This is a genomic window from uncultured Lentibacter sp. (genome assembly GCF_937123735.1).
Lineage (GTDB): Bacteria > Pseudomonadota > Alphaproteobacteria > Rhodobacterales > Rhodobacteraceae > Lentibacter.
This window is the reverse complement of the sequence record NZ_CAKZKL010000030.1, coordinates 75,732-95,568: the sequence shown is the minus strand read 5'-3', so window position 1 is coordinate 95,568 and position 19,837 is coordinate 75,732. Positions and strand designations below refer to the sequence as shown.

General features: G+C 63.6%; 18 protein-coding genes. 10 read left to right on the top strand and 8 right to left on the bottom strand.

What is annotated here, in order from left to right:
- From Q0478_RS09940 to Q0478_RS09915, 6 genes are all read left to right on the top strand, one after another.
- Positions 1-1,836: 2-oxoglutarate dehydrogenase E1 component (locus Q0478_RS09940; RefSeq protein WP_298678834.1), on the top strand; the 1,836-nt coding region annotated here is incomplete at its 5' end.
- 3 nt (positions 1,837-1,839) lie between these two features.
- Positions 1,840-3,318 (top strand): 2-oxoglutarate dehydrogenase complex dihydrolipoyllysine-residue succinyltransferase, encoded by a 1,479-nt coding sequence (gene odhB, locus Q0478_RS09935; protein WP_298678833.1) that lies wholly within the window; start codon positions 1,840-1,842, stop codon positions 3,316-3,318.
- A gap of 113 nt (positions 3,319-3,431) precedes the next feature.
- Complete coding sequence (locus Q0478_RS09930; protein WP_298678832.1) at positions 3,432-4,451, top strand: glycosyltransferase family 2 protein; 1,020 nt, start codon at positions 3,432-3,434, stop codon at positions 4,449-4,451.
- Complete coding sequence (locus tag Q0478_RS09925; protein ID WP_298678831.1) at positions 4,448-4,843, top strand: MAPEG family protein; 396 nt, start codon at positions 4,448-4,450, stop codon at positions 4,841-4,843. Before Q0478_RS09930 ends, Q0478_RS09925 begins: the two co-directional genes overlap by 4 nt.
- Before the next feature lie 27 nt (positions 4,844-4,870).
- On the top strand, positions 4,871-6,259 hold the full coding sequence (gene lpdA, locus Q0478_RS09920; RefSeq protein WP_298678830.1) for a dihydrolipoyl dehydrogenase: 1,389 nt from the start codon (positions 4,871-4,873) through the stop codon (positions 6,257-6,259).
- A gap of 12 nt (positions 6,260-6,271) precedes the next feature.
- Complete coding sequence (locus Q0478_RS09915) at positions 6,272-6,790, top strand: hypothetical protein (RefSeq protein WP_298678828.1); 519 nt, start codon at positions 6,272-6,274, stop codon at positions 6,788-6,790.
- A 168-nt stretch (positions 6,791-6,958) separates the two neighbouring features.
- Here Q0478_RS09915 and Q0478_RS09910 read toward each other — a convergent pair whose 3' ends face one another.
- The gene (locus Q0478_RS09910) at positions 6,959-8,872 is read right to left on the bottom strand and encodes an AsmA family protein (protein ID WP_298678826.1); all 1,914 of its coding nucleotides are present in this window, start codon (positions 8,870-8,872) and stop codon (positions 6,959-6,961) included.
- Positions 8,873-8,985: 113 nt separating this feature from the next.
- Between Q0478_RS09910 and rimO the strand changes: the two genes are divergently transcribed.
- Entirely contained in the window at positions 8,986-10,374 is a 1,389-nt protein-coding gene (gene rimO, locus Q0478_RS09905) for a 30S ribosomal protein S12 methylthiotransferase RimO (RefSeq protein ID WP_298678824.1), read from the top strand.
- 172 nt (positions 10,375-10,546) lie between these two features.
- Here the strand turns inward: rimO and Q0478_RS09900 are convergent, their stop codons facing one another.
- Both Q0478_RS09900 and Q0478_RS09895 read right to left on the bottom strand, forming a co-directional pair.
- Complete coding sequence (locus tag Q0478_RS09900; RefSeq protein ID WP_298678823.1) at positions 10,547-10,912, bottom strand: YigZ family protein; 366 nt, start codon at positions 10,910-10,912, stop codon at positions 10,547-10,549.
- Positions 10,913-10,915: 3 nt separating this feature from the next.
- On the bottom strand, positions 10,916-11,644 hold the full coding sequence (locus tag Q0478_RS09895; RefSeq protein ID WP_298678821.1) for a M48 family metallopeptidase: 729 nt from the start codon (positions 11,642-11,644) through the stop codon (positions 10,916-10,918).
- Between the two features lie 151 nt (positions 11,645-11,795).
- On the opposite strand from Q0478_RS09895, the gene Q0478_RS09890 reads away from it, so the two are divergent.
- The gene (locus tag Q0478_RS09890; RefSeq protein WP_298678819.1) at positions 11,796-12,038 is read left to right on the top strand and encodes a hypothetical protein; all 243 of its coding nucleotides are present in this window, start codon (positions 11,796-11,798) and stop codon (positions 12,036-12,038) included.
- A gap of 124 nt (positions 12,039-12,162) precedes the next feature.
- Positions 12,163-13,269 carry a class II histone deacetylase gene (locus tag Q0478_RS09885; protein WP_298678837.1) on the top strand — a complete coding sequence of 369 codons (1,107 nt, stop codon included), beginning with the start codon at positions 12,163-12,165 and terminating at the stop codon, positions 13,267-13,269.
- A 17-nt stretch (positions 13,270-13,286) separates the two neighbouring features.
- Here Q0478_RS09885 and Q0478_RS09880 read toward each other — a convergent pair whose 3' ends face one another.
- The 4 genes from Q0478_RS09880 to Q0478_RS09865 are packed head-to-tail and all read right to left on the bottom strand — an operon-like array spanning position 13,287 to position 16,201.
- A complete protein-coding gene (locus Q0478_RS09880; protein WP_298678817.1) occupies positions 13,287-13,895 on the bottom strand; it encodes a pyridoxamine 5'-phosphate oxidase family protein in 609 nt (202 codons plus the stop codon).
- Positions 13,888-14,616 carry a 1-acyl-sn-glycerol-3-phosphate acyltransferase gene (locus Q0478_RS09875; protein WP_298678836.1) on the bottom strand — a complete coding sequence of 243 codons (729 nt, stop codon included), beginning with the start codon at positions 14,614-14,616 and terminating at the stop codon, positions 13,888-13,890. Before Q0478_RS09875 ends, Q0478_RS09880 begins: the two co-directional genes overlap by 8 nt.
- The gene (locus Q0478_RS09870; RefSeq protein ID WP_298678815.1) at positions 14,613-15,524 is read right to left on the bottom strand and encodes a cell division protein FtsX; all 912 of its coding nucleotides are present in this window, start codon (positions 15,522-15,524) and stop codon (positions 14,613-14,615) included. The genes Q0478_RS09875 and Q0478_RS09870 overlap by 4 nt, the downstream gene beginning before the upstream one ends.
- Positions 15,524-16,201 (bottom strand): cell division ATP-binding protein FtsE, encoded by a 678-nt coding sequence (locus Q0478_RS09865; RefSeq protein WP_298678813.1) that lies wholly within the window; start codon positions 16,199-16,201, stop codon positions 15,524-15,526. Before Q0478_RS09865 ends, Q0478_RS09870 begins: the two co-directional genes overlap by 1 nt.
- Before the next feature lie 190 nt (positions 16,202-16,391).
- Here Q0478_RS09865 and Q0478_RS09860 point away from each other — a divergent pair, with 190 nt between their 5' ends.
- Complete coding sequence (locus Q0478_RS09860; RefSeq protein ID WP_298678811.1) at positions 16,392-17,216, top strand: zinc-ribbon domain-containing protein; 825 nt, start codon at positions 16,392-16,394, stop codon at positions 17,214-17,216.
- Positions 17,217-17,238: 22 nt separating this feature from the next.
- Here the strand turns inward: Q0478_RS09860 and Q0478_RS09855 are convergent, their stop codons facing one another.
- Positions 17,239-19,818, bottom strand: coding sequence for a TIGR02302 family protein (locus Q0478_RS09855; RefSeq protein ID WP_298678810.1), 2,580 nt, complete (start codon positions 19,816-19,818; stop codon positions 17,239-17,241).
- Positions 19,819-19,837 lie beyond the last annotated feature (19 nt).

The window sequence follows — 19,837 nt, the reverse complement described above, 5'->3', positions numbered from 1 at the left end:
CAGCTGGGCGACAAAGAGCGCAAGCAGGTTATGGGCGTGCTCTTGCACGGGGACGCAGCCTTTGCAGGCCAGGGCGTGGTGGCCGAGGGCTTTGGCCTCTCCGGCCTCAAGGGCCACCGCACCGGCGGCACCATGCACATCGTGGTGAACAACCAGATCGGCTTTACCACCGCGCCGCATTTCTCGCGCTCCTCGCCCTATCCGACAGACATCGCCCTCATGGTCGAAGCGCCAATTTTCCACGTCAACGGCGATGACCCGGAGGCCGTGGTTCACGCGGCCAAAGTGGCCACGGAGTTCCGCCAGAAGTTTGGCAAGGACGTGGTGCTGGATATTTTCTGCTACCGCCGGTTTGGCCACAACGAGGGCGACGAGCCCATGTTCACCAACCCGTTGATGTATAAGAAAATCAAGAAACAAAAGACCACCCTCAGCCTCTATACCGCCGAGCTGGTCAAAGACGGTCTCATCCCCGAGGGCGAGATCGAGGATATGAAAGCCGCCTTTCAGGCTCATCTCTCCGAAGAGTTCGAGGCCGGCAAGGACTACAAGCCCAACAAGGCCGATTGGCTGGATGGCAAGTGGTCCCATCTCAACCGCGACAAGGAAGATTACCAGCGCGGTGAAACCGCCATCAAACCCGAAACCTTTGCCGAGATCGGCCGCGCGCTGAGCGCCGCGCCAACAGGCTTCCCCGTCCACAAGACAGTGTCCCGCCTGCTGGAAACAAAGGCCAAAATGTTTGAAAGCGGTGAAGGCATTGATTGGGCCACGGGCGAGGCTTTGGCCTTTGGCTCGCTGCTCACCGAGGGCTACCCCGTGCGCCTCTCCGGGCAGGATGCCACCCGGGGCACCTTCTCGCAGCGCCACTCCGGCCTCATCAACCAGGACACGGAAGAGCGCCACTATCCGCTCAACCACATCCGCGCCGGTCAGGCCCAGTATGAAGTGATCGACTCCATGCTCTCCGAATATGCGGTGCTGGGCTTTGAATATGGCTACAGCCTTGCCGAGCCCAACGCGCTCACCCTCTGGGAGGGCCAGTTCGGTGATTTCGCCAACGGCGCGCAGATCATGTTTGACCAGTTCATCTCCTCGGGCGAAAGCAAATGGCTGCGCATGTCGGGCCTCACGGTGCTGTTGCCGCATGGCTATGAAGGCCAAGGCCCCGAGCACAGCTCGGCCCGCCTTGAGCGCTTCTTGCAGATGTGCGGCCAAGACAACTGGATCGTGGCCAATTGCACCACACCGGCCAACTATTTCCACATCCTGCGCCGCCAGCTGCACCGCACCTTCCGCAAACCGCTCATCCTGATGACGCCGAAATCGCTTCTGCGCCACAAGCTCGCGGTGAGCAAAACAGAAGAGTTCACAACCGGTTCCAGCTTCCACCGCATCCTCTGGGATGATGCCCAATACGGCAACTCAGACACAACGCTCGCCAGCGACGACAAAATCAAACGGGTCGTCATGTGCTCCGGCAAGGTCTATTATGATCTGCTCGAAGAGCGGGACGCGCGCGGCCTTGAGGACATCTACCTCATGCGCGTGGAGCAGTTCTATCCCTTCCCGGCCCAATCCGTCGTCAAGGAGCTGTCGCGCTTCAAAAACGCTGAGGTGGTCTGGTGTCAGGAAGAGCCGAAGAACCAGGGCGCCTGGACCTTCATCGAGCCCAATATCGAATGGGTCCTGGGCCGTATCAAAGCCAAGCATGGCCGCCCGCAATACGCTGGCCGCCCGGCCAGTGCCTCGCCCGCCACGGGCCTCGCCTCCGCTCACAAAGCACAACAAGCCGCTCTCATTGACGAAGCGCTCACACTGAAAAAAGGGAAATAACCCATGACCGAAGTTCGCGTTCCCACTCTGGGCGAATCTGTCACCGAAGCCACAGTGGCCACATGGTTCAAAAAGCCGGGTGATGCCGTGCAGGCCGATGAAATGCTCTGTGAGCTTGAAACCGACAAGGTGACAGTCGAAGTCCCTGCGCCCACATCCGGCACCTTGGGCGAGATCATCGCCGCAGAGGGCGAGACGGTTGGCGTTGATGCGCTTTTGGCAACCCTCACCGCCGGAACCGCAGCGGCCGCTCCGGAAGCGTCCCAAGCCAGCGCCCCCGCAGCGGCCAGCGTTGATGTGATGGTCCCCACCCTTGGTGAAAGCGTCACCGAGGCAACAGTTTCCACATGGTTCAAGCAAGTCGGTGACACGGTTGCCCAAGACGAAATGCTCTGCGAGCTGGAGACTGACAAGGTCAGCGTCGAAGTGCCCAGCCCCGCCGCCGGGGTGCTCACCGAAATTCTCGCCGCCGAGGGCAGCACAGTTGAGGCGAGCGCCAAGCTTGGCGTGATCAGCTCGGGCGAAGGCGCAGCCGCTGCCCCCGCGCCCAAAGCCGAAGAGGCCCCCGCCAAACCCGCCGCCGCAGGGGCAAAAAATGCCCCCGCCGCCGAAAAGATGATGGCCGAAAAAGGCATCGACGCCAGCGCTGTGACAGGCACAGGCAAAGACGGACGGATCATGAAAGAAGACGTTATGAAAGCAGCCGCGTCCGGCGGGGCCGCCGCCTCTGCCCCCGCACCTGCCGCACAGGCCCCGCGCGCGCCTGTCGCCGCCGATGATGCGGCCCGCGAAGAGCGTGTCAAGATGACCCGCCTGCGCCAGACCATCGCGCGCCGCCTGAAAGAGGCGCAAAACACCGCCGCCATGCTGACAACCTACAACGAAGTCGACATGTCCGCCGTGATGGCCCTGCGCAACCAGTACAAAGGCGAATTCGAGAAAAAGCACGGCGTGCGCCTCGGCTTTATGTCTTTCTTCACAAAGGCTTGCGTGCACGCGCTGAAAGAAGTGCCCGAGGTGAACGCCGAGATCGACGGGACCGATGTGGTCTATAAAAACTTCGTCCACATGGGCATCGCCGCCGGCACGCCCACAGGCCTTGTGGTGCCTGTCATCCGCGATGTCGACCAGATGAGCTTCGCTGCCATCGAGAAGGCCATCGGCGAGAAAGGCCGCCGCGCCCGCGACGGCAAGCTCTCCATGGCCGAAATGCAGGGCGGCACTTTCACCATCTCCAATGGCGGTGTCTATGGCTCGCTCATGTCCTCGCCCATCCTCAACCCGCCACAGTCGGGCATCCTCGGGATGCACAAAATCCAGGATCGCCCCGTGGCGATCAACGGTCAGGTGGTCATCCGCCCGATGATGTATCTGGCGCTGAGCTACGATCACCGCATCGTTGACGGCAAAGGCGCGGTCACCTTCCTCGTGCGCGTCAAGGAAGCGCTGGAAGACCCCCAGCGCCTGTTGATGGACCTCTAAGCGGTGCGCCGTAAAGGCACACCCTACGATGCCAAGCTGCGCACCCTCTCCCGTAGGGTGCGCATTCACTGCGCACCACCCCACGCAGGCATGTGCCGCATGATCCGTCATACATGACAGCGCCTGCCCCCCACCCCGGCACGGCTCTCGCCGCTGCCATGCGCAATGAAGGCCCCTACCTTCTGGAGTGGCTCGCCTATCACCGCGTCATCGGCTTTGAGCATGTGATCATTGTCACCAATGACTGCACCGACGGCTCCGACAGGCTGCTCGATGCCCTCGCCGCCCGCGGGCTCGTCACGCATCTGTCCCAAACCGTGCCCGAAGGGGCCGCGCCGCAAGAGGGCGCCATGCGGCTTGTCTTTGCCCATCTCGCCGCCACAGAAGGCGCCGAATGGCTCTGCCACATCGACAGCGACGAGTTTCTCAATATCCGCGCCGGCCAGGGCCGCCTTGACGATCTCTTCGCCGCAGCCGGGCCGGCCGATGTCATCGCCCTGCCCTGGTTTTTCTTCGGAACCAGCGGCCATAGGGCACGCACCCTGCCGATATTGCCACAGTTTACCGCCTGCGCCGCCAGCCTGCCAGCGGCGCAAACCAAGTTCAAATCGCTCTTTCGCTTCGCCAAATTCACCCATGCCCATGACCACCGCCCCACCGGGCCGCGCAGCAACGAAATCTGCGTCAAAAGTGCCGCAGGAGAGCGGCTCGTGAGCAATCTGCACGGCTCCGTGAAGCGCGCCAAATATCAGCCCTTTGACAAAGCCGTCGCCCCCGAGGTGGCTGTGCTCAACCACTACGCCACCCGCGCAGAAGAGGATTTCCTGATGAAAAACCTCCGAGGCGACGGGCAAGGCCCGCTGAAAACCAAATACCACCTCGGCTCCAAATGGTTCCAGATCGCCAATCAAAACGCGGCGCAAGACCACTCGATCCTGCGCCATTGGCCCGCCACCGAGGCGCTTATGGCCACATGGCGCAGCGATCCGGATATCCTGGCGCTCGAAAACGCCTGCCTGGCCGCCGACACGGCCGCACGCACCGCAGCACTCACCCCAGAGGCCCGCGCAGGCTGGACCCGGCCACAGTGGGCTGGCACAACAGGGCCAACAGACAAGGAGTGCGCCCCATGACCCCCGAACTCACCGTTCTCGCCCTCGCCGCCCTGTTGCAGGCGCTGCAATTCGTGCTCTACGCCGTGCCCGCCAACCGCGATCTTGGCCCCGGCTACACCATGTCGGCCCGCGACCGCCCCCCGAGCCGCGAAATGTCGCCCCTCACAGGCCGCTTGGGCCGCGCGATGGACAACCACTTCGAGGGCCTCATCCTCTTCACAATCGCCGTGCTGGTCGTGACGCTGGGGGGCCAGTCCACCGGCTTCACAGCCACCTGCGCCTGGGTCTATCTTGCCGCGCGCGCCGCCTATATCCCCGCCTACGCCTTTGACATGCGCCCCGGGCGCAGCCTCGTCTGGGCGCTGGGCTTTTTTGCAACCCTCTTCATGATCCTCGCGGCCCTCCTCTGAGCCGCCCCACAAAAAGGAGCCACTCCCATGGCATCATATGACGCAATCATCATCGGCGCCGGCCCCGGCGGCTATGTCTCCGCCATCCGCTGCGCCCAACTCGGCCTCAAGACAGCCGTTGTCGAGGGCCGCGCAACCCTGGGCGGAACCTGCCTCAACGTGGGCTGCATCCCCTCCAAGGCGCTCTTGCACGCCTCGCACATGCTGCACGAAGCCGAACACAACTTCGCCACCATGGGCCTCAAGGGCAAAGCCCCGTCCGTCGACTGGAAGCAGATGCTCGCCTATAAAGACGATACCATCGGCCAAAACACCGGCGGCATCGAGTTTCTCTTCAAGAAAAACAAGATCGACTGGCTCAAAGGCTGGGCCAGCATCCCCGAAGCGGGCAAAGTGAAAGTCGGTGAGGAGCTGCACGAGGCCAAAAACATCGTCATCGCCTCAGGCTCAGCACCCGCCACGCTCCCCGGCGTGGAGATCGACGAAAAAACCATCGTCAGCAGCACAGGCGCGCTGGAGCTCGGCAAAATCCCCAAAAAGCTCGTGGTCATCGGCGCAGGTGTCATCGGCCTTGAGCTCGGCTCCGTCTACGCGCGCCTCGGCTCCCAAGTCACCGTGGTGGAATATCAAGACGCCATCACACCGGGGATGGACGCCGATGTGCAGCGCAGCTTCAAGCGCATCCTTGAAAAGCAGGGCCTCACCTTCGTGATGGGCGCCGCCGTGCAGTCCGCCAAAGCGGCCAAGGGAAAGGCCAGCGTCACCTACAAAACCAAGAAGGGCGAGACCGAGGAAACCATCGAGGCCGATATCGTCCTCGTCGCCACGGGCCGCAAACCCTTCACCGAGGGCCTCGGCCTTGACGCGCTCGGCGTGAAAATGTCCCCGCGCGGCCAGATCAAAACCGATGCCCACTGGGCCACAAACGTCAAAGGCCTCTACGCCATCGGCGATGTGATCGACGGCCCGATGCTGGCCCACAAGGCCGAAGACGAGGGTATGGCCGTCGCCGAGGTGCTGGCTGGCAAGCACGGCCACGTCAACTACGGCGTCATTCCAGGCGTGGTCTACACCGCCCCCGAGGTGGCCACCGTCGGCAAAACCGAGGCCCAGCTCAAGGAAGAGGGCGTCAAGGTCAAGGTCGGCAAGTTTAACTTCATGGGCAACGCCCGCGCCAAGGCCGTGCACCAGGGCGAGGGCTTTGTCAAAATCATCACCGATGCCGCAACCGACCGTATCCTCGGCGCGGCCATCATCGGCCCGGCCGCGGGGGATATGATCCACGAGCTCTGCGTGGCAATGGAGTTCGGCGCCTCCGCCGAAGACATCGCCCTGACCTGCCACGCCCACCCGACCTACTCCGAAGCCGTGCGCGAAGCCGCCCTCGCCTGTGGCGACGGCGCGATTCACGCCTAAGGCTGCGCAGCGGTGAAGCCGACACATCTCGCTCTCGCAGCGGCACTCACCATGGGCGTGGCCTTCACAGGCCGCGCCCTCTGGCAGACGGCCCATCCACCCGCGCCCGCCGCCGCCTATTCGGCGCTGTTTGAGGCCCACTGCCTCAGCCGCCTTGCCACAGTGCAAAGCGGCGGGGCCGACCCTCACGCCGATCTGCCCAAAAACGCCCAGCACATCACCCGGCTCGATGCCGCCGGCCTTCAGGCCATCCAGAAGCGCGACAGCTGCCAGGTCAAAGACGCCACCCGCCTGATGACAAAAGCGCAACGCGACGCCGCCGTGGCCAACATCGTCGCACTCCTTGCAGCAAAGCTTCCCGACCTCAGCGAAACAGACGATCCCCTCCCCTGGGATCTGCACCGCGCCTTCGTGAGCACGCCCACGGCAGAGCAGCCGCAAAAATGGGGCGTCATCCTCACACGCAACAAGCCCGACAGCGGCGATGCGCTGCAAATGACCGTCACCCAACTGGCCCTGCCCCGCCCCTAAAGCGCAGAGCTCCCGCAAGAACCCCCTTTTCCCTTTCTTATTGCCCTAAATATCCCGGGGGAGCGCGAGGGGGCAGCGCCCTCTCGCATATCGTGGGGAGCGCGAGGGGGCTGGCCCCCTCGCACGGGTCGGATTTTCGCACAGCGAAAATCCGAAACCAAAAGCCCCTCACTCAAATATTTTCAGCAACTCTTTCTTCAACTTCTCCTCAACGCCCTGCTTCACCGCGTCTTGAACGGTTTCGCCCCCGCTGACACCCAGCTCTTCCCCAACCTTCTTCTTAAGCGCATCCTCCGCGCGTTGCTTCACCTCTGCCTTCTTCTCCTTGAAGTTCAGGTCAATCGCAGCGCTCAGATCGGGGCGTATCTTGGGCGCGCTCCACGGTCCGGATACGCGCACCGGAAAGGCCAGGTCCTTGCCCCTGTTCGCGCCCAAGGCCACGGGCGTGAAGACATAGTCAACCGTCTGCGCGCCCAGCCCGACTAGGCCCTTGCCGCTGGCGGTAAAGCCGGGCAGCACCATGTTGAGGTTCTCGTTGCGCAAGACACCGCCCGCCATGTCAAAGCGCGCGCCCAGCCTGTCAAACACGGTTGTGCCCTTTTCGCCATTGCCCGTGCCCATCAGCCCGTTGAGGTCAAACCCCGCAATCGTGCCCCCCGCCATGGCAATCGAGCCGTGGCCCGAAAGCGTGTTCATGATCGCGTCCAAACTGCTGCCAGAGCCGAGAAACTTTATAGACCCATCCGCCTTGCCCGAAAGCCGCTCAATGCCCATGAGGTCGGTGAGCAGCGGCTTTACATCGGCCTGCAACACATTGAGGGTGCCGCCCACAGACAGCCCGCTGCGGTTGTTCACCACGAACTCTCCGGCAATCTGCCCGCCATAGCCCGTAGCCTTGGGCAGCTTCATCACCAGCCGCGAGTTGTCCAAGCTGATGCCGATCTGGCTCGCGCCGAGCTTGATCATCCCTGCATCGAGCGATTGCACCGCAAGGCTCACCTCGGCGTTCACAGCCGCCAGCCCGCGCGCATCAATCGGCGCGGTGCTCCAGCCTGCGCTGCCCGTCTCTTCCCCGCCGCCGCCCGAAGCCGCCAGCGCCGAAAAGTCGAGCGCCCCCGCCGCAAGCCTTGCGGTGAGGCGCGGCTTGGCCCCGCCAAGGCGGATGTCCGCATCGCCCGTAAAACTGTTCTGATCAAGGTTGAGCGTCATCCCCCGCAGGTTCAAAACCTCCCCGCCGGAGAAAATCACCTTGCTCGCAAGGTCAATCTCTCGCCCCAGCCCGCGCGGCAACTCGGCCGCGCCCAGCCCGAGGTTCTGAAGGAATTGCGCGGTGCGCGATGTCTTGAGCGCCAGCTGCCCCTCGGCCTCCAGCGCGCGCGTCATCCGCCCGTCAAAGCTCAGGCTGCCCCCGCCGGTGACAAGGCTCGCGACAACAGGCGTCAGCCGTCCGGTGATCAAATCGCGCGCAGTCTCCGCGCGCGCCTCAATCTCCAAGGTCGCCCCGCCGCGCGCAAAGCTTGCGCCCAGCGTCGCAGGCCCCGCCAGATCGGGCAGGCGCAGGTCAAGGTCCAGCGCCGTGAGCGTCTCGCGCGTGCCGGCGCGGCGGTCCTCCAGCGTCACGGTTCCGCCCGTCACAGTGGCGCGCGCCAGGCTGAACGGCGTCACAGCGCCCGCGCTCTCCCCCTCAGCCGCAGCATCCCTCCCGCTGCCAAAGTCCCAGCTCACCCGCCCGTCCTTGGCGGTGATGAGCGTGATCTCTGGGCGCAGCACATCAATATGGCGGATCTCAATCTCGCGCCTCAGCGCCGCCGCCGCCACGCCGATGTTGAGCCCCTCCGCCACCAGCAGGGGCGTGTCGTCCCACGCCGGCCCGGCCACGCGCACAGGCCCGGTTTTTACGCCCAACACAGGCCAGATGCTCAGCCCGATCTCGCCGGATAGCGTCACCTCCCGCCCCAGTGCCTTGGAAATCTGTGCACTCGCCAGCTTGGCAATCCGCTCCTTGGGCAAAAGCATGAGCCCGATGGCGGCAAACCCCACAAAGACAGCCACACCAAACAAGATACCGCGCAAAATCCGCATGAAACCACACTCCTCTTCTCTCTGTCCGAGGTAGGCCCCGGCAGGCCCAAGCGCAAACAACTTCCCGCGCGCGCCCCCTTCCCCAAGCGCATTTCTGCCGCTATACGCGGGCCATGTCACAAAATCCTCCCGATCTGCGCCCAGATCTTGCCCGCGCCACGCTCTCTGAAACACGCCGTGAAGGCCAGCCGACCATCGGCATGGTCAGCCTTGGCTGCCCCAAGGCGCTGGTTGACAGCGAGCGCATTCTCACCCGGCTGCGCGCGGAAGGCTATGGCATCTCGCCCGATTATGCAGGGGCCGATGCCGTAATCGTCAACACCTGCGGCTTTCTGGATTCCGCCAAGGCCGAAAGCCTCGATGCCATCGGCGAGGCGCTGACAGAAAACGGCAAGGTCATCGTCACAGGCTGTCTGGGGGCGGAGCCTGAGTATATCCGCGCCCATCACCCGCGCATCCTCGCCGTGACGGGCCCTCACCAATACGAACAGGTGCTTGACGCTGTGCACGCGGTTGTGCCGCCCAGCCCCGACCCTTTCATTGACCTTCTGCCCGCCTCCGGCATCAGCCTCACACCGCGACACTATAGTTATCTAAAGATATCAGAAGGTTGCAACCACAAGTGCAAGTTCTGCATTATCCCCGATATGCGCGGGCGTCTCGCCTCGCGCCCGCACAAAGCCGTGCTGCGCGAGGCCGAAAAACTGGTGGAAAACGGCGTCAAGGAACTGCTGGTCATCAGCCAGGATACCTCCGCCTATGGCACAGACTGGAGCCGCGAGACGCGCCTGCAAGGGGGCGGCGAGCAGCCCATCACCACGCTGGCGCGTGCGCTTGGCCAGCTCGGCGGCCCAAAAGAGCTTTGGGTGCGTCTGCATTACGTTTACCCCTACCCGGCGGTGCGCGAACTCATTCCGCTCATGGCCGAGGGCCTCGTGCTGCCCTACCTCGACATTCCCTTCCAGCACGCCCACCCCGATACGCTCAAACGCATGGCCCGCCCGGCCCACGCCGAGCGCACCCTTGATCGCATCACCGAGTGGCGCAGCCTCTGCCCCGACATCACCCTGCGCAGCACCTTCATCGTCGGCTACCCAGGCGAAACCGAGGCAGAGTTCCAGACCCTTCTGGACTGGATGGACGAGGCCCAGCTCGATCGTGTTGGCTGCTTCAAATACGAAAACGTTGCCGGCGCGCGCAGCAACGCCCTGCCCGATCACGTCGCCGAAGAGGTGAAGCAAGAGCGGTGGGAGCGCTTCATGCAAAAGGCGCAAGCCATTTCCGAAGCCAAGCTCGAAGCCAAAGTCGGCCAGCGCATTGATGTGATCATTGATGACATCGACGCAGAGGGCATCGCCACCTGCCGCACCAAATCAGACGCCCCCGAAATCGACGGCAACCTCTTCATTGATGAAAATACCGAAGGCCTGCATGTCGGAGATATCGTCTCTGTCGAGGTCGATGAAGCCGGCGACTATGACCTCTGGGGCAAGCGCGTCTAGGCCCGCCCGCGGGCTGGGCGCACATGACCTTACCAGAGTCTGAGGCGAGCGCACGCTGCGCTCACCGTCTCGCCTTTTTGGCCCGCTCGGGCAACCGGCAGCGCCCGGTGCACGCTTTGTGCACGGGATGTGCACGCATGTCACCCCCCCCGACTCACGGTGCAGGTAAACCTTAACGCCCCCGCAAAAAGGCTTCAAAATAGGCGCTCACCGCGTCTTGCACATGGCGAAACCGGTCGCCCCCCAAGTGCTTGCCGCCATACCAGCGCGTCACCACCAACCCGTGGCCCAAGAGCCCTTCCCGCTCCAGCATCCGCAGGATGACCATGCCAGCGCCGCTCTCGCCGTCATCACTCTTCAAAGGAGTGCCATCAGGCAGGAGAACAGCCCAGGTATTATGCGTCGCCTTGGCGTATTTCTTGTTCTTTTTCAGCGCCTTGAGAAGCGCGTCCATCTCGGCGCGGCTCTGGGCCGGCGCACCGGATACCGCATAGCGCGAGCCGCGATCCCGGATGATATTTTCAAGCTGGTTGAGCACCCGTCAGAGCCGGGACGCGGCCTGACGCACCGCCTCGATCCGGGCCGCATTGGGCGGGTGCGTGCCCAAAAAGCGATCCCCCGGATCGGGGATGCGGCTGAAGAACGCCGCGCCGCGCAGCGGATCATACCCCGCCTGTGCGGTGATCTGCGTGCCCAGCACATCCGCCTCCAGTTCATAGTCCTTCGAATAGGTTCGCGCGCCAAGCTGTGCGCCAATTTCGCCAGCGTTTTGAAGCGCTTGCCCCTCAGCACCGGTGAGCGCGGCGAGCCCCGCAAACACCAGCGCCCCGGCCTGCGCGTTGCGCCTCTGGCGCGTCAGATGACCCGCGATATGGTGGGCCGCCTCATGGCCCATCACAAAAGCCAGCTCATCGGCGTTGCGCACCTCCGCAATCATCGCCAGCGTGAAGGCCAAAACAGGCTGCCCCTGCGCATCCAGGGTCTGATAGGCATTCACCGGTTGGTTCGGCCTGTCATCAATCACAATCTGGAAATCACAATTCAGCCAGGGGGCCTGTGCGCGGCACAGGCGCTCTGCCACCGGCTCCACCGTGTCCACAACCCGCAGGAATTGCCGCGCCGCCGCCACAGAGTCCAGCGGCGCCGATAGGGGGGCTGACACAGGCGCAGCCTCTGAAACCGGCGCAGGCTGCGGCGGTGCGCCCGCCGACATACAGCCCGCCAAAAGCCCCAGAGAGACAAGGCCCAGCGCTCTGTGCAATATCTTCATTGCCCTGTTTCCTTTGGGTTTTTTCGTTACCTCCAAAGCATAGCCCCAGTCAAACCCGCGCGCCAGCCCCCATCCGGCCCGCACCACGGCCACGCCCTCTCTGTGGCAATGAGGGCTTTGCAAGTGGCAAAGATCAGCCTATCCTGAGCCTATGTTTTCAATCGAACACGAGTTTGACTGCACGGTGATCACCCTGGTTGATGAGGGCGGGGCGCACCTGCGTGAAGACGTTGTGATCAGCGCTTTTGGCGACTGTGTGACGCTGGACCAATACGACGCGCGCACCGACAGCACCGCCAAAATCACCCTCTCGCTGGCACAGCTGAAAGACCTCGCCGCTGCGCTCGATCTGCCCGAAGGGGTTTACGCGCGGGTGGCAAGCGACCCCGCCTGACGCCCCGTTTAGGATGTGTTCAGGCATCTGTGCAAAGCTCTGGGCGGCTTGCCATTATGCTGTGTTTTTGTCCTTATAGGCACAAACAGGAAAGGCGCGGCACATGAGCAGCACAAAATCAGCCCTGCAAACAGGTTTTTTTTATGATGAACAAACCTTCTGGCACGGCGGGGGCCATTATGCGCTGACATTCCCTGTGGCCGGGTTGGTGCAGCCGCTTGTCAGCGGCGGCCTGCCCGAAGCCCCCGAGACCAAGCGCCGCTTCAAGAACCTGCTGGAGGTCACAGGGCTCAGCAAAGAGCTGGCAATGCAATCAGCGCGCCCATGCACCCAAGACGAGCTGGCACGGGTGCACCCCCTTGATTTTTTGAATAAATTCAAAGAGATGTCAGACAGCAACGGCGGCGAGCTGGGCCTGCGCACACCGTTCTTGAAAGGCGGATACGAAATCGCTGCGCTCTCTGCGGGGCTCTCGCGAGCCGCCTTGGAGGATGTGCTCACCGGCAAACTCAAAAACGCCTATGCGCTCTCGCGCCCGCCGGGGCACCACTGCCTGCCCGATTGGCCCAACGGCTTTTGTCTGCTCAACAATCTGGCCATAGCCATTGAAGCAGCCCGCGCTGCACAGCTCGCGCAGCGCTTTGTGGTGATCGATTGGGATGTGCATCATGGCAATGGCACCGAACATATCTTCTATGAGCGCGATGACGTGCTCACGATCTCGATCCATCAAGACCGCAACTACCCCACAAACACCGGCGCCCTTGCCGATAAAGGCAAGGGTAAGGGGCTGGGATATAACATAAATATTCCCCTGCCGGCCGGCGCGGGCCATATCACCTATCTGGAGGCGATGACCCGTTTGGTTCTTCCCGCCTGCGAGGCCTTCCAACCAGATGTGATCATTGTCGCCTGCGGGTTTGATGCGGCTATCTTTGATCCGCTGGCCCACCAATTGTGCACCGCCGAGACTTTCCGCGAGATGACCCGCCTTGTGCGCGACACGGCTGAGCGTCTTTGCGAGGGGCGGTTGATGATGTCCCATGAGGGCGGCTATTCCGAGGTCTATGTCCCGTTTTGCGGCCATGCGGTGCTTGAGGAAATGTCAGGCAGCGCCCTCACCGCGCCCGACCCGATGGCCCAGGTCGTGACCGCCCGCCAACCGGCGGCGACGACCACCGCATTTTTCTCGGGGCTGATAGATGAAATGGTCAAAGAACACCTTGGCTAACCGCGCCTAAACCGCGGCTACCAAAGTGTTTTTTCCGCCCGGGCCAGCCAATTCGCATCATAGTCTGCGCCGCCTTGCGCGCCAGCGGTCTGCTCGGCCAGTATCTCGCCCACCGTGGGCAGGTCTGGGCTTTCATCGCCACCGCGCCAAAGCCCCGCCCGCATCGGCGCGCGCGCGCATTGGGCGTAAATTTCCGCAATCTTGATCACCACAACAGAGCGCGGCAACCGCCCTCTGTCGCTGAACCGCGCAATAAGCGCTTGGGACAGGCTCACACGGGCCCGCCCGTTCACCCGCACCACAGTGTCCGATCCCGTCACCATAAACATCAGCGAAATGCGCCCGTCTTCGACAATGTTGCGCAGCGTATCCATGCGGTTGTTGCCCCGCCAATCGGGCAAAAGCAGGGTCTCGGCGTCGGGCGCTTGCACCACGGGGCCGTCGTCGCCACGCGGGCTGCCGTCTGTGCCCTGCGCGCCCACTGTCGAGACAACACAAAAGCGGGAAGCCATGATCCATTGGTGATAGAGCGGTGTCAGCCGCCGGGCCACCTTGCGCAGCGAGGCCTCCCCCGGCGGGCCATACAGCTCTTGGAGCGTGGCGATATCGCTGACATAGTCAGCCATCAAACCCGGCCTCGCGCATCAGATCATCCGAGCACCCTTCCACCTCACGCTCAAGGCGCTCCATAAAGGCCGCTTGCCCCAGGCCCGGCGCAATCGGCTCCATGAACTGCACCACAGCCAGGCCGGGCTTGCGCCCGATCGTGCCCTTTGGCCAAAACAGCCCCGCATTGGTGGCCACTGGCACACAGGGCTGGTTCATCTGTTCGTAAAGTGCGTAAGTGCCTATTTTGTAGGGTCTTTTTTCACCCGGTTTGACACGCGTGCCCTGGCTGTAAATCACCAATTGCCCCGCGCGCACGACCCCGGCCTTCACATCGTCCAGCATTTTCTTGATGGCCAACCCGCGCTTGCCACGGTTCACCGGCACACAGCCGATCCGATGGGCATAAAGCCCGATCACCGGCATCCAAAGGATTTCGCGTTTCATGATAAACTTGGCAGCCGGGCTGGCGTAAAAGATTATCAGGATATCCAGAAACGACTGGTGCTTGGCCGCAATCAGAACCGCCCCCTCAGGTGGCGTGCCCCGCACCTCATGGCGCAGCCCGATCATCCAACGCGCCGACCACAGCACCCAGGCACAATAGCTCTTGCAGGCCAGCCGCGCCCCGCGCGTGCTGATCAGTGCCCAAGGCAGAAAGACCAGCCCAATCAGCAACATCATCACCGCATTCAGACTGACAAAAACAAGGGACATGCCCCAACGCAATGCACCCATCAGCGCAACTCCTTCAATGTGCGGCGGGCCGCTGCCTGTGTCGCGCCAAAAGCCACGGCTCCGGCCAGGGGCGGCAGCCCCAAAGGCCAGAGCCAGCTTGCCCCCGAAAAGCCCAACCCGCTCAACAAACCGCTTTCTGCGCTGCCACTGGGCAAAAAGAGCAGGCCGATCACGCCCAAACACATCCCCAGCGCCGCGCCTGACAGCGCGCGCAGCGTAAAGCGGCGCACAAAGGCGCTGGCAATATAGCTGTCTTTCGCGCCCACAAGCCGCATCACTGTGATCACCGTGGCATTGGCCGCCAGCGCCGCATTGGCCGCCAGCGTGATCATCGCCGCCATCACCCCGAAAATAAGCCCGATCAGCAGCCAGCCCAGCGCCGAGAGCCGCGCCGCCGCATGGGCCAGGGGCTTGCGCCACCGCGCATGATCATCCAGCACAGCGCCGGGCACCTCGCCCAGCAGCCGCAGGCGTAGCGCCTCGGTATCAAGCCCCGCAGGCGTTTGCACAACTTCAATGAGCTGCGGAATGGGCAGATCGGCCAGCGGCATCTCTGTGCCCAGCCATGGCTCCAAAAGCGCGCGCTGCTCGGCGTCACTCAAGACCCGCGCAGCGGCCACACCCGGCGTTGTGTTCAAAACGGCCAGCGCCGCCTCGGTTTGAGCCTGCATCTGCCCTCTGGGTGCCGAAATCCGGATCGTCGCCGATTGCGCAAGCTCCGCTTCCCAGCGCTCTGCAAGCTTGCCCGCCGAAACCGACAGCGCCAAGACAAACACCGCCAGGAACGCCATAACCGCCGCCGCAAACACAACCAGCCGGGCCGTAAACCCGGTGGGTGGCACCGCGCGCTCGGCCTGGGCATCGCCAATGATGAACCCGCTGATTTTATGGATATTTCCCCGCAACCGCATCACAGATCTGCCCCCGCAAGCTGCACCCGGCGGTTGGCAATGCGCAACACCCGCGCCTGAACCTGCGTCTTGGCCGCGCGGATCAATCCCAGATCATGGGTCGCAATCACCACGGTCTTGCCCATCTTGTTCAGCTCAACCAAAAGCTGCAAAAGCCTCTGGGACATCTCCCAATCAATATTGCCCGTCGGCTCATCCGCCAGAATCACATCCGGCGACATGATGACCGCCCGCGCCAAGGCCGCGCGCTGGCGCTCGCCACCGGACAGCTCCGGCGGCAAGGCCGCAGCACGGGCGCGCAAGCCCACCCAGCTCATAAGTTCGGCCAGGTTTTGCTGCTCATCTGCAACCGAATGCCCCGCCACCGTAAGCGGCAGGGCAATGTTGTCGGCTATCGGCAGATGGTCAAGAAACTGGCAATTCTGATGCACCACACCAATCCGGCGACGCAGCTCGGCAAGCCCGTCCCGATCCAGGCTGCGCACATCCTGATCAAACAGGCGCAAATGCCCCGCCGTTGGCAGAAGCTCACCATAACAGAGCTTCAAAAGCGTGGTCTTGCCCGCACCCGACGGGCCGGTGAGAAAATGAAAAGACCCCGCCGGCAAGGTCAAGGACAGCTCGCCCAAAAGCTCACCATCGCCATAACTATAGGCCACGTCGTTCAGCTCAATCACCCACACACCCCGCTGCGCCCCTTGAGGGCCCGATTTGCGCCAGACCATGCCCCAGACGCCGCAAAGTTGCAATCCGCAAGCGCTGTGAAGGCGATTGGGAAGGCCCTGAAATTTGCTCTTTCCGTGCAAAAGCTTAACGCCTATGCTGCACCAAGGTATCGGTATTCAGATTGGGGATGTAGGGGGCGAAATGCGGTTGGTATGCCCGAATTGTGGCGCACAATATGAGGTGCCGGATGATGTGATCCCGCAAGATGGGCGCGATGTCCAATGCTCCAACTGTGGCGATACATGGTATCAGCACCACCCGGACTTCCCTCCCGAAAGCGCGGACACCCCGCCAGATCAAGCCGCTGCGCCAGATCAGGCCGCGGCACCCGAGCCAACGGCGCAAACGCCGCCAGGCCCGTCTTCAGGCCCGTCTTCAGGCCCCGCGCCAGACCCGTCAGAAGCGCCCCGGCGCGAACTTGACCCGGCCGTGGCCCAAGTGCTGCGCGAGGAGGCGGCGCGCGAATCTGCCGCCCGCAAGCAGGAAACGCCGCCATTGGAAGCGCAGCCAGATCTGGGAATAGACGCTCCGGAGGATGAAGCCACCCGCCGCCAGCGCGAATCCAGCGAGCGGATGCAAAAGATCCGGGGCGAAGCCGCAGCAGCGCCCACGGCCATTGCCATGGCGGCCAGCGGATCGCGGCGGGATGTGCTTCCGGATGTCGATGAAATCAACTCGACCCTGCGCAAAGACAGCGAACGGCGCAAAACAGCCTCCGAAGTGGCGGCTTCCCGGGATGCCGCCCCCCGCCAAAGCGGCTTTTTGCGCGGTGTGCTGCTGATGCTCCTTCTCGCGGCTCTGCTGCTGGTGATCTATGTCTTCGCCAAGCCCATGGCAGAGGCTGTGCCGCCGCTTGCCCCTCTGCTGGAAAGCTACAGTGCCGCTGTGCTTGACGCGCGGATCTGGCTGGAGGGCCAACGTCAGGAGCTTCTCGAACTGCTCGGCGCGGCCTCTGACGGCGGATAAAACAAGCAGGGGTCCCATCCGCTCAGAAGCGGTCCAGCAAGCGCTCCAGATAGCTGCGTTCGGTGGGTGAGCGGCTGGCCTCGCCCGTGCGTCGGCGGATCTCGTCCAAGAGCTCGCGCGCGCGGCGATAAACGTCATCTTCCCCCAGCATCTCTTCGCCATCGGCGGAAAAGCCGCGCCGGTTGCGCCCCAGCGGATCACTGCTTTCGCGGCCCGCAGTTTCGGCATTCTGCCCGCTTTGCCCCTCCTGGCCCTCACGCGCCTGCGCCAGAGCTTCGCCAAGGTTGTCCATGCCCTCGCGCAAATTCTCCATTGCCTCGGCCTGCCTATCAAGCGCCTCGGCCAGTTCGTTCTGGCGCAGGGCCTCTTCGGCCTGCGCCATGGCGCGGCCCGCGTTGTCCAGTGCCTCGCGGGCGGCCTCACCCGCTGCGCCGCCCATTTGCGGCAGCCCCTCTGCCTGGCGTGAAAGCTCATCGCGCAAGGCTTGCTGGCGCTCCGCCAAAGACCGCTCCTGCGCGCCGCCTTGCCCTTGGCCTTCGTCCTCGCCCGCGCCGTTCTGGCCTGCGTCCGCGCGCCCCTCGCCCTGGCCTTCATGCTGCTCCCCACGCCCTTCGCCGCCGTTGCGGCCTTCGTTTTCGCCGCTTTCGCCAGCGCGGGCATTGGGGTTGAACTGCTCCTGAAGGTCGCGGAAGGCCTGATCCGACAGGCCTTGCTGCTCGCGCAGGGTCTCGGCCAGCCCCTCCATGGCTTGCTGTCCTTCGCCCTGGCCACTCTGGTTCTGGGTGACGCGCATGTTTTCCATCATCTCCTGAAACTCACGCAAAGCCTGCTCGGCTTCGGCCATCCGGCCCTGCTCCATGAGCTCCTGAATGCGGTCCATCATATCCTGCAAATCCTGTTGGGAGAGTTGCAGGCTCTCTCCGCGCTCGCCCGGCTCCCCATCCTGCGGATCTTGCGGCTGTTGTTGGGCCAGTTGGCGCATATAATCTTGCGTGGCCTCGCGCAGCTCTTGCATCAGCTCGGCAATCTCTGCGTCAGAAGCCCCATTGCGCAGCGCTTGCGAGAGCTTGTCCTGTGCGTCGCGCATCCGCTCCAGCGCGTCCGAGAGGCTCCCGTCTTCCAGGTTGAGCGCCAGCTGCCAGAGCGCCTCGGCAAGCTCTGCCACTGTGGCATCGTCCATCCCGTCAAGGGCGAGGCGGGTTTCCAGACGGCGCAGAACAACCCGCAGGCGCAGATAATCGGTTTCGCGTTTGAACAGCCCGTCGGGCGCGTGAGAAATAGCGCGCAAAAGCTGGGCCACGCGCGGCCCATTCTCCCGGTTCCAGAGCAGATCGCGGCGCAGCTCGACCACGGCCGCCGCAAGAGGGTTGAAAAACTTGCGTGCAACCAGCCGGGCCTCAAAGGGGCCGCTGCTGCCGCTCTGGCCCTTGGCATCCTGGGCCGTCAAAGTGATCAAGACCGGCAAATTGGCCCAGACATCGCGGGAAAAATCCTCCAGCAAGGTCTCTTCAAAATCATCCCGCGCCCCCGCAACCGGCAGCGGCAAAGGCAAGGTCAACGGTGCGCGCGGCTCCGGCGCGAGCGCCAGGCCATACCGGCGCTCAAGGGCTGCCAGATCCAGTTCAATCAGAACATCTCCGCCGCGCACCCCGTAATCGTCCAGAGCCTCAAAGGGCATGGTAAACAGCCCCCCCGCGGCGGTTTCCGCTGGGCCCATGGGCTCAACCAGCGGAGGGTGGTCTGCCTGCATGGTGATCTGCCAGGCCCGCCCCCCCGGCCCCGAAATATCCAGCGCCCCGCTCCGGGTCACAGCGAAACTCTGGGCCGCTGCTGCCTGCGAAGCAGCCGTGCCCAACTGGGCAGACAGCGTTTCAGACACCGTAAGCGCCCCTGCGGCGCCATAGAGCCGCAGAGTGACCACGCTGTCTTGCGGCACAGTCAGCGCGCCCGCCGGAATTTCGTTGAGATAAAGCGCCGGGCGCCCGGTATAGGCGGGCGGCTCGATCCAGCCCTCCCAGCTCGGCCCTGCCAGGGCTGTGCTGCCCGCCGGTGCGGCTCCGAAGGTCTCGCCCAGGGTCAACAGCCGGCCGGGCGCACCAAACAGCAGCGCCACAACGGCAGCCAGCATGGCCAGATGGCGCAGCCCGATGGGATCGGCCGCCGCCAGCCGCACCACAGGCCCAACCGCGCGTGCCTGCCGGACGCGGGCCAGCATCCGGCGCTGGTATTCGGCCCAAACCGCTTCTGAGGCGCTGTCTCCCTTGCCGATCACCTGCTCATCGCGCAGCGCACGCAAGGGCTGCCCCTCAAGGCGGGCATCCACCCGGGCCAGCGCGTCCTCGGCGCGAGGCCGCTGGAAATGACGCTGGGCATACCAAAGCCCGAAAACTGCCGCCAGCCCGGCCAAAGCCAGCACAGCCCACACAAGCTCAAGCGCCAGCAGGCTGTGCAACCCCATGAGAAAAAAGGCAAAAACCGAAAGCCCGAGCCCATAAAGCGGCCAGAGCGCGGCACAAAGCCGTTCGGCCCACAACCCCAGATGGGTGAGCCTGACCTTTTGGTTCAGGTCGTTTTGCTCCGGCTTTGACAGGCCAACTGCCACGGCACGCCTCCGCTTGTTC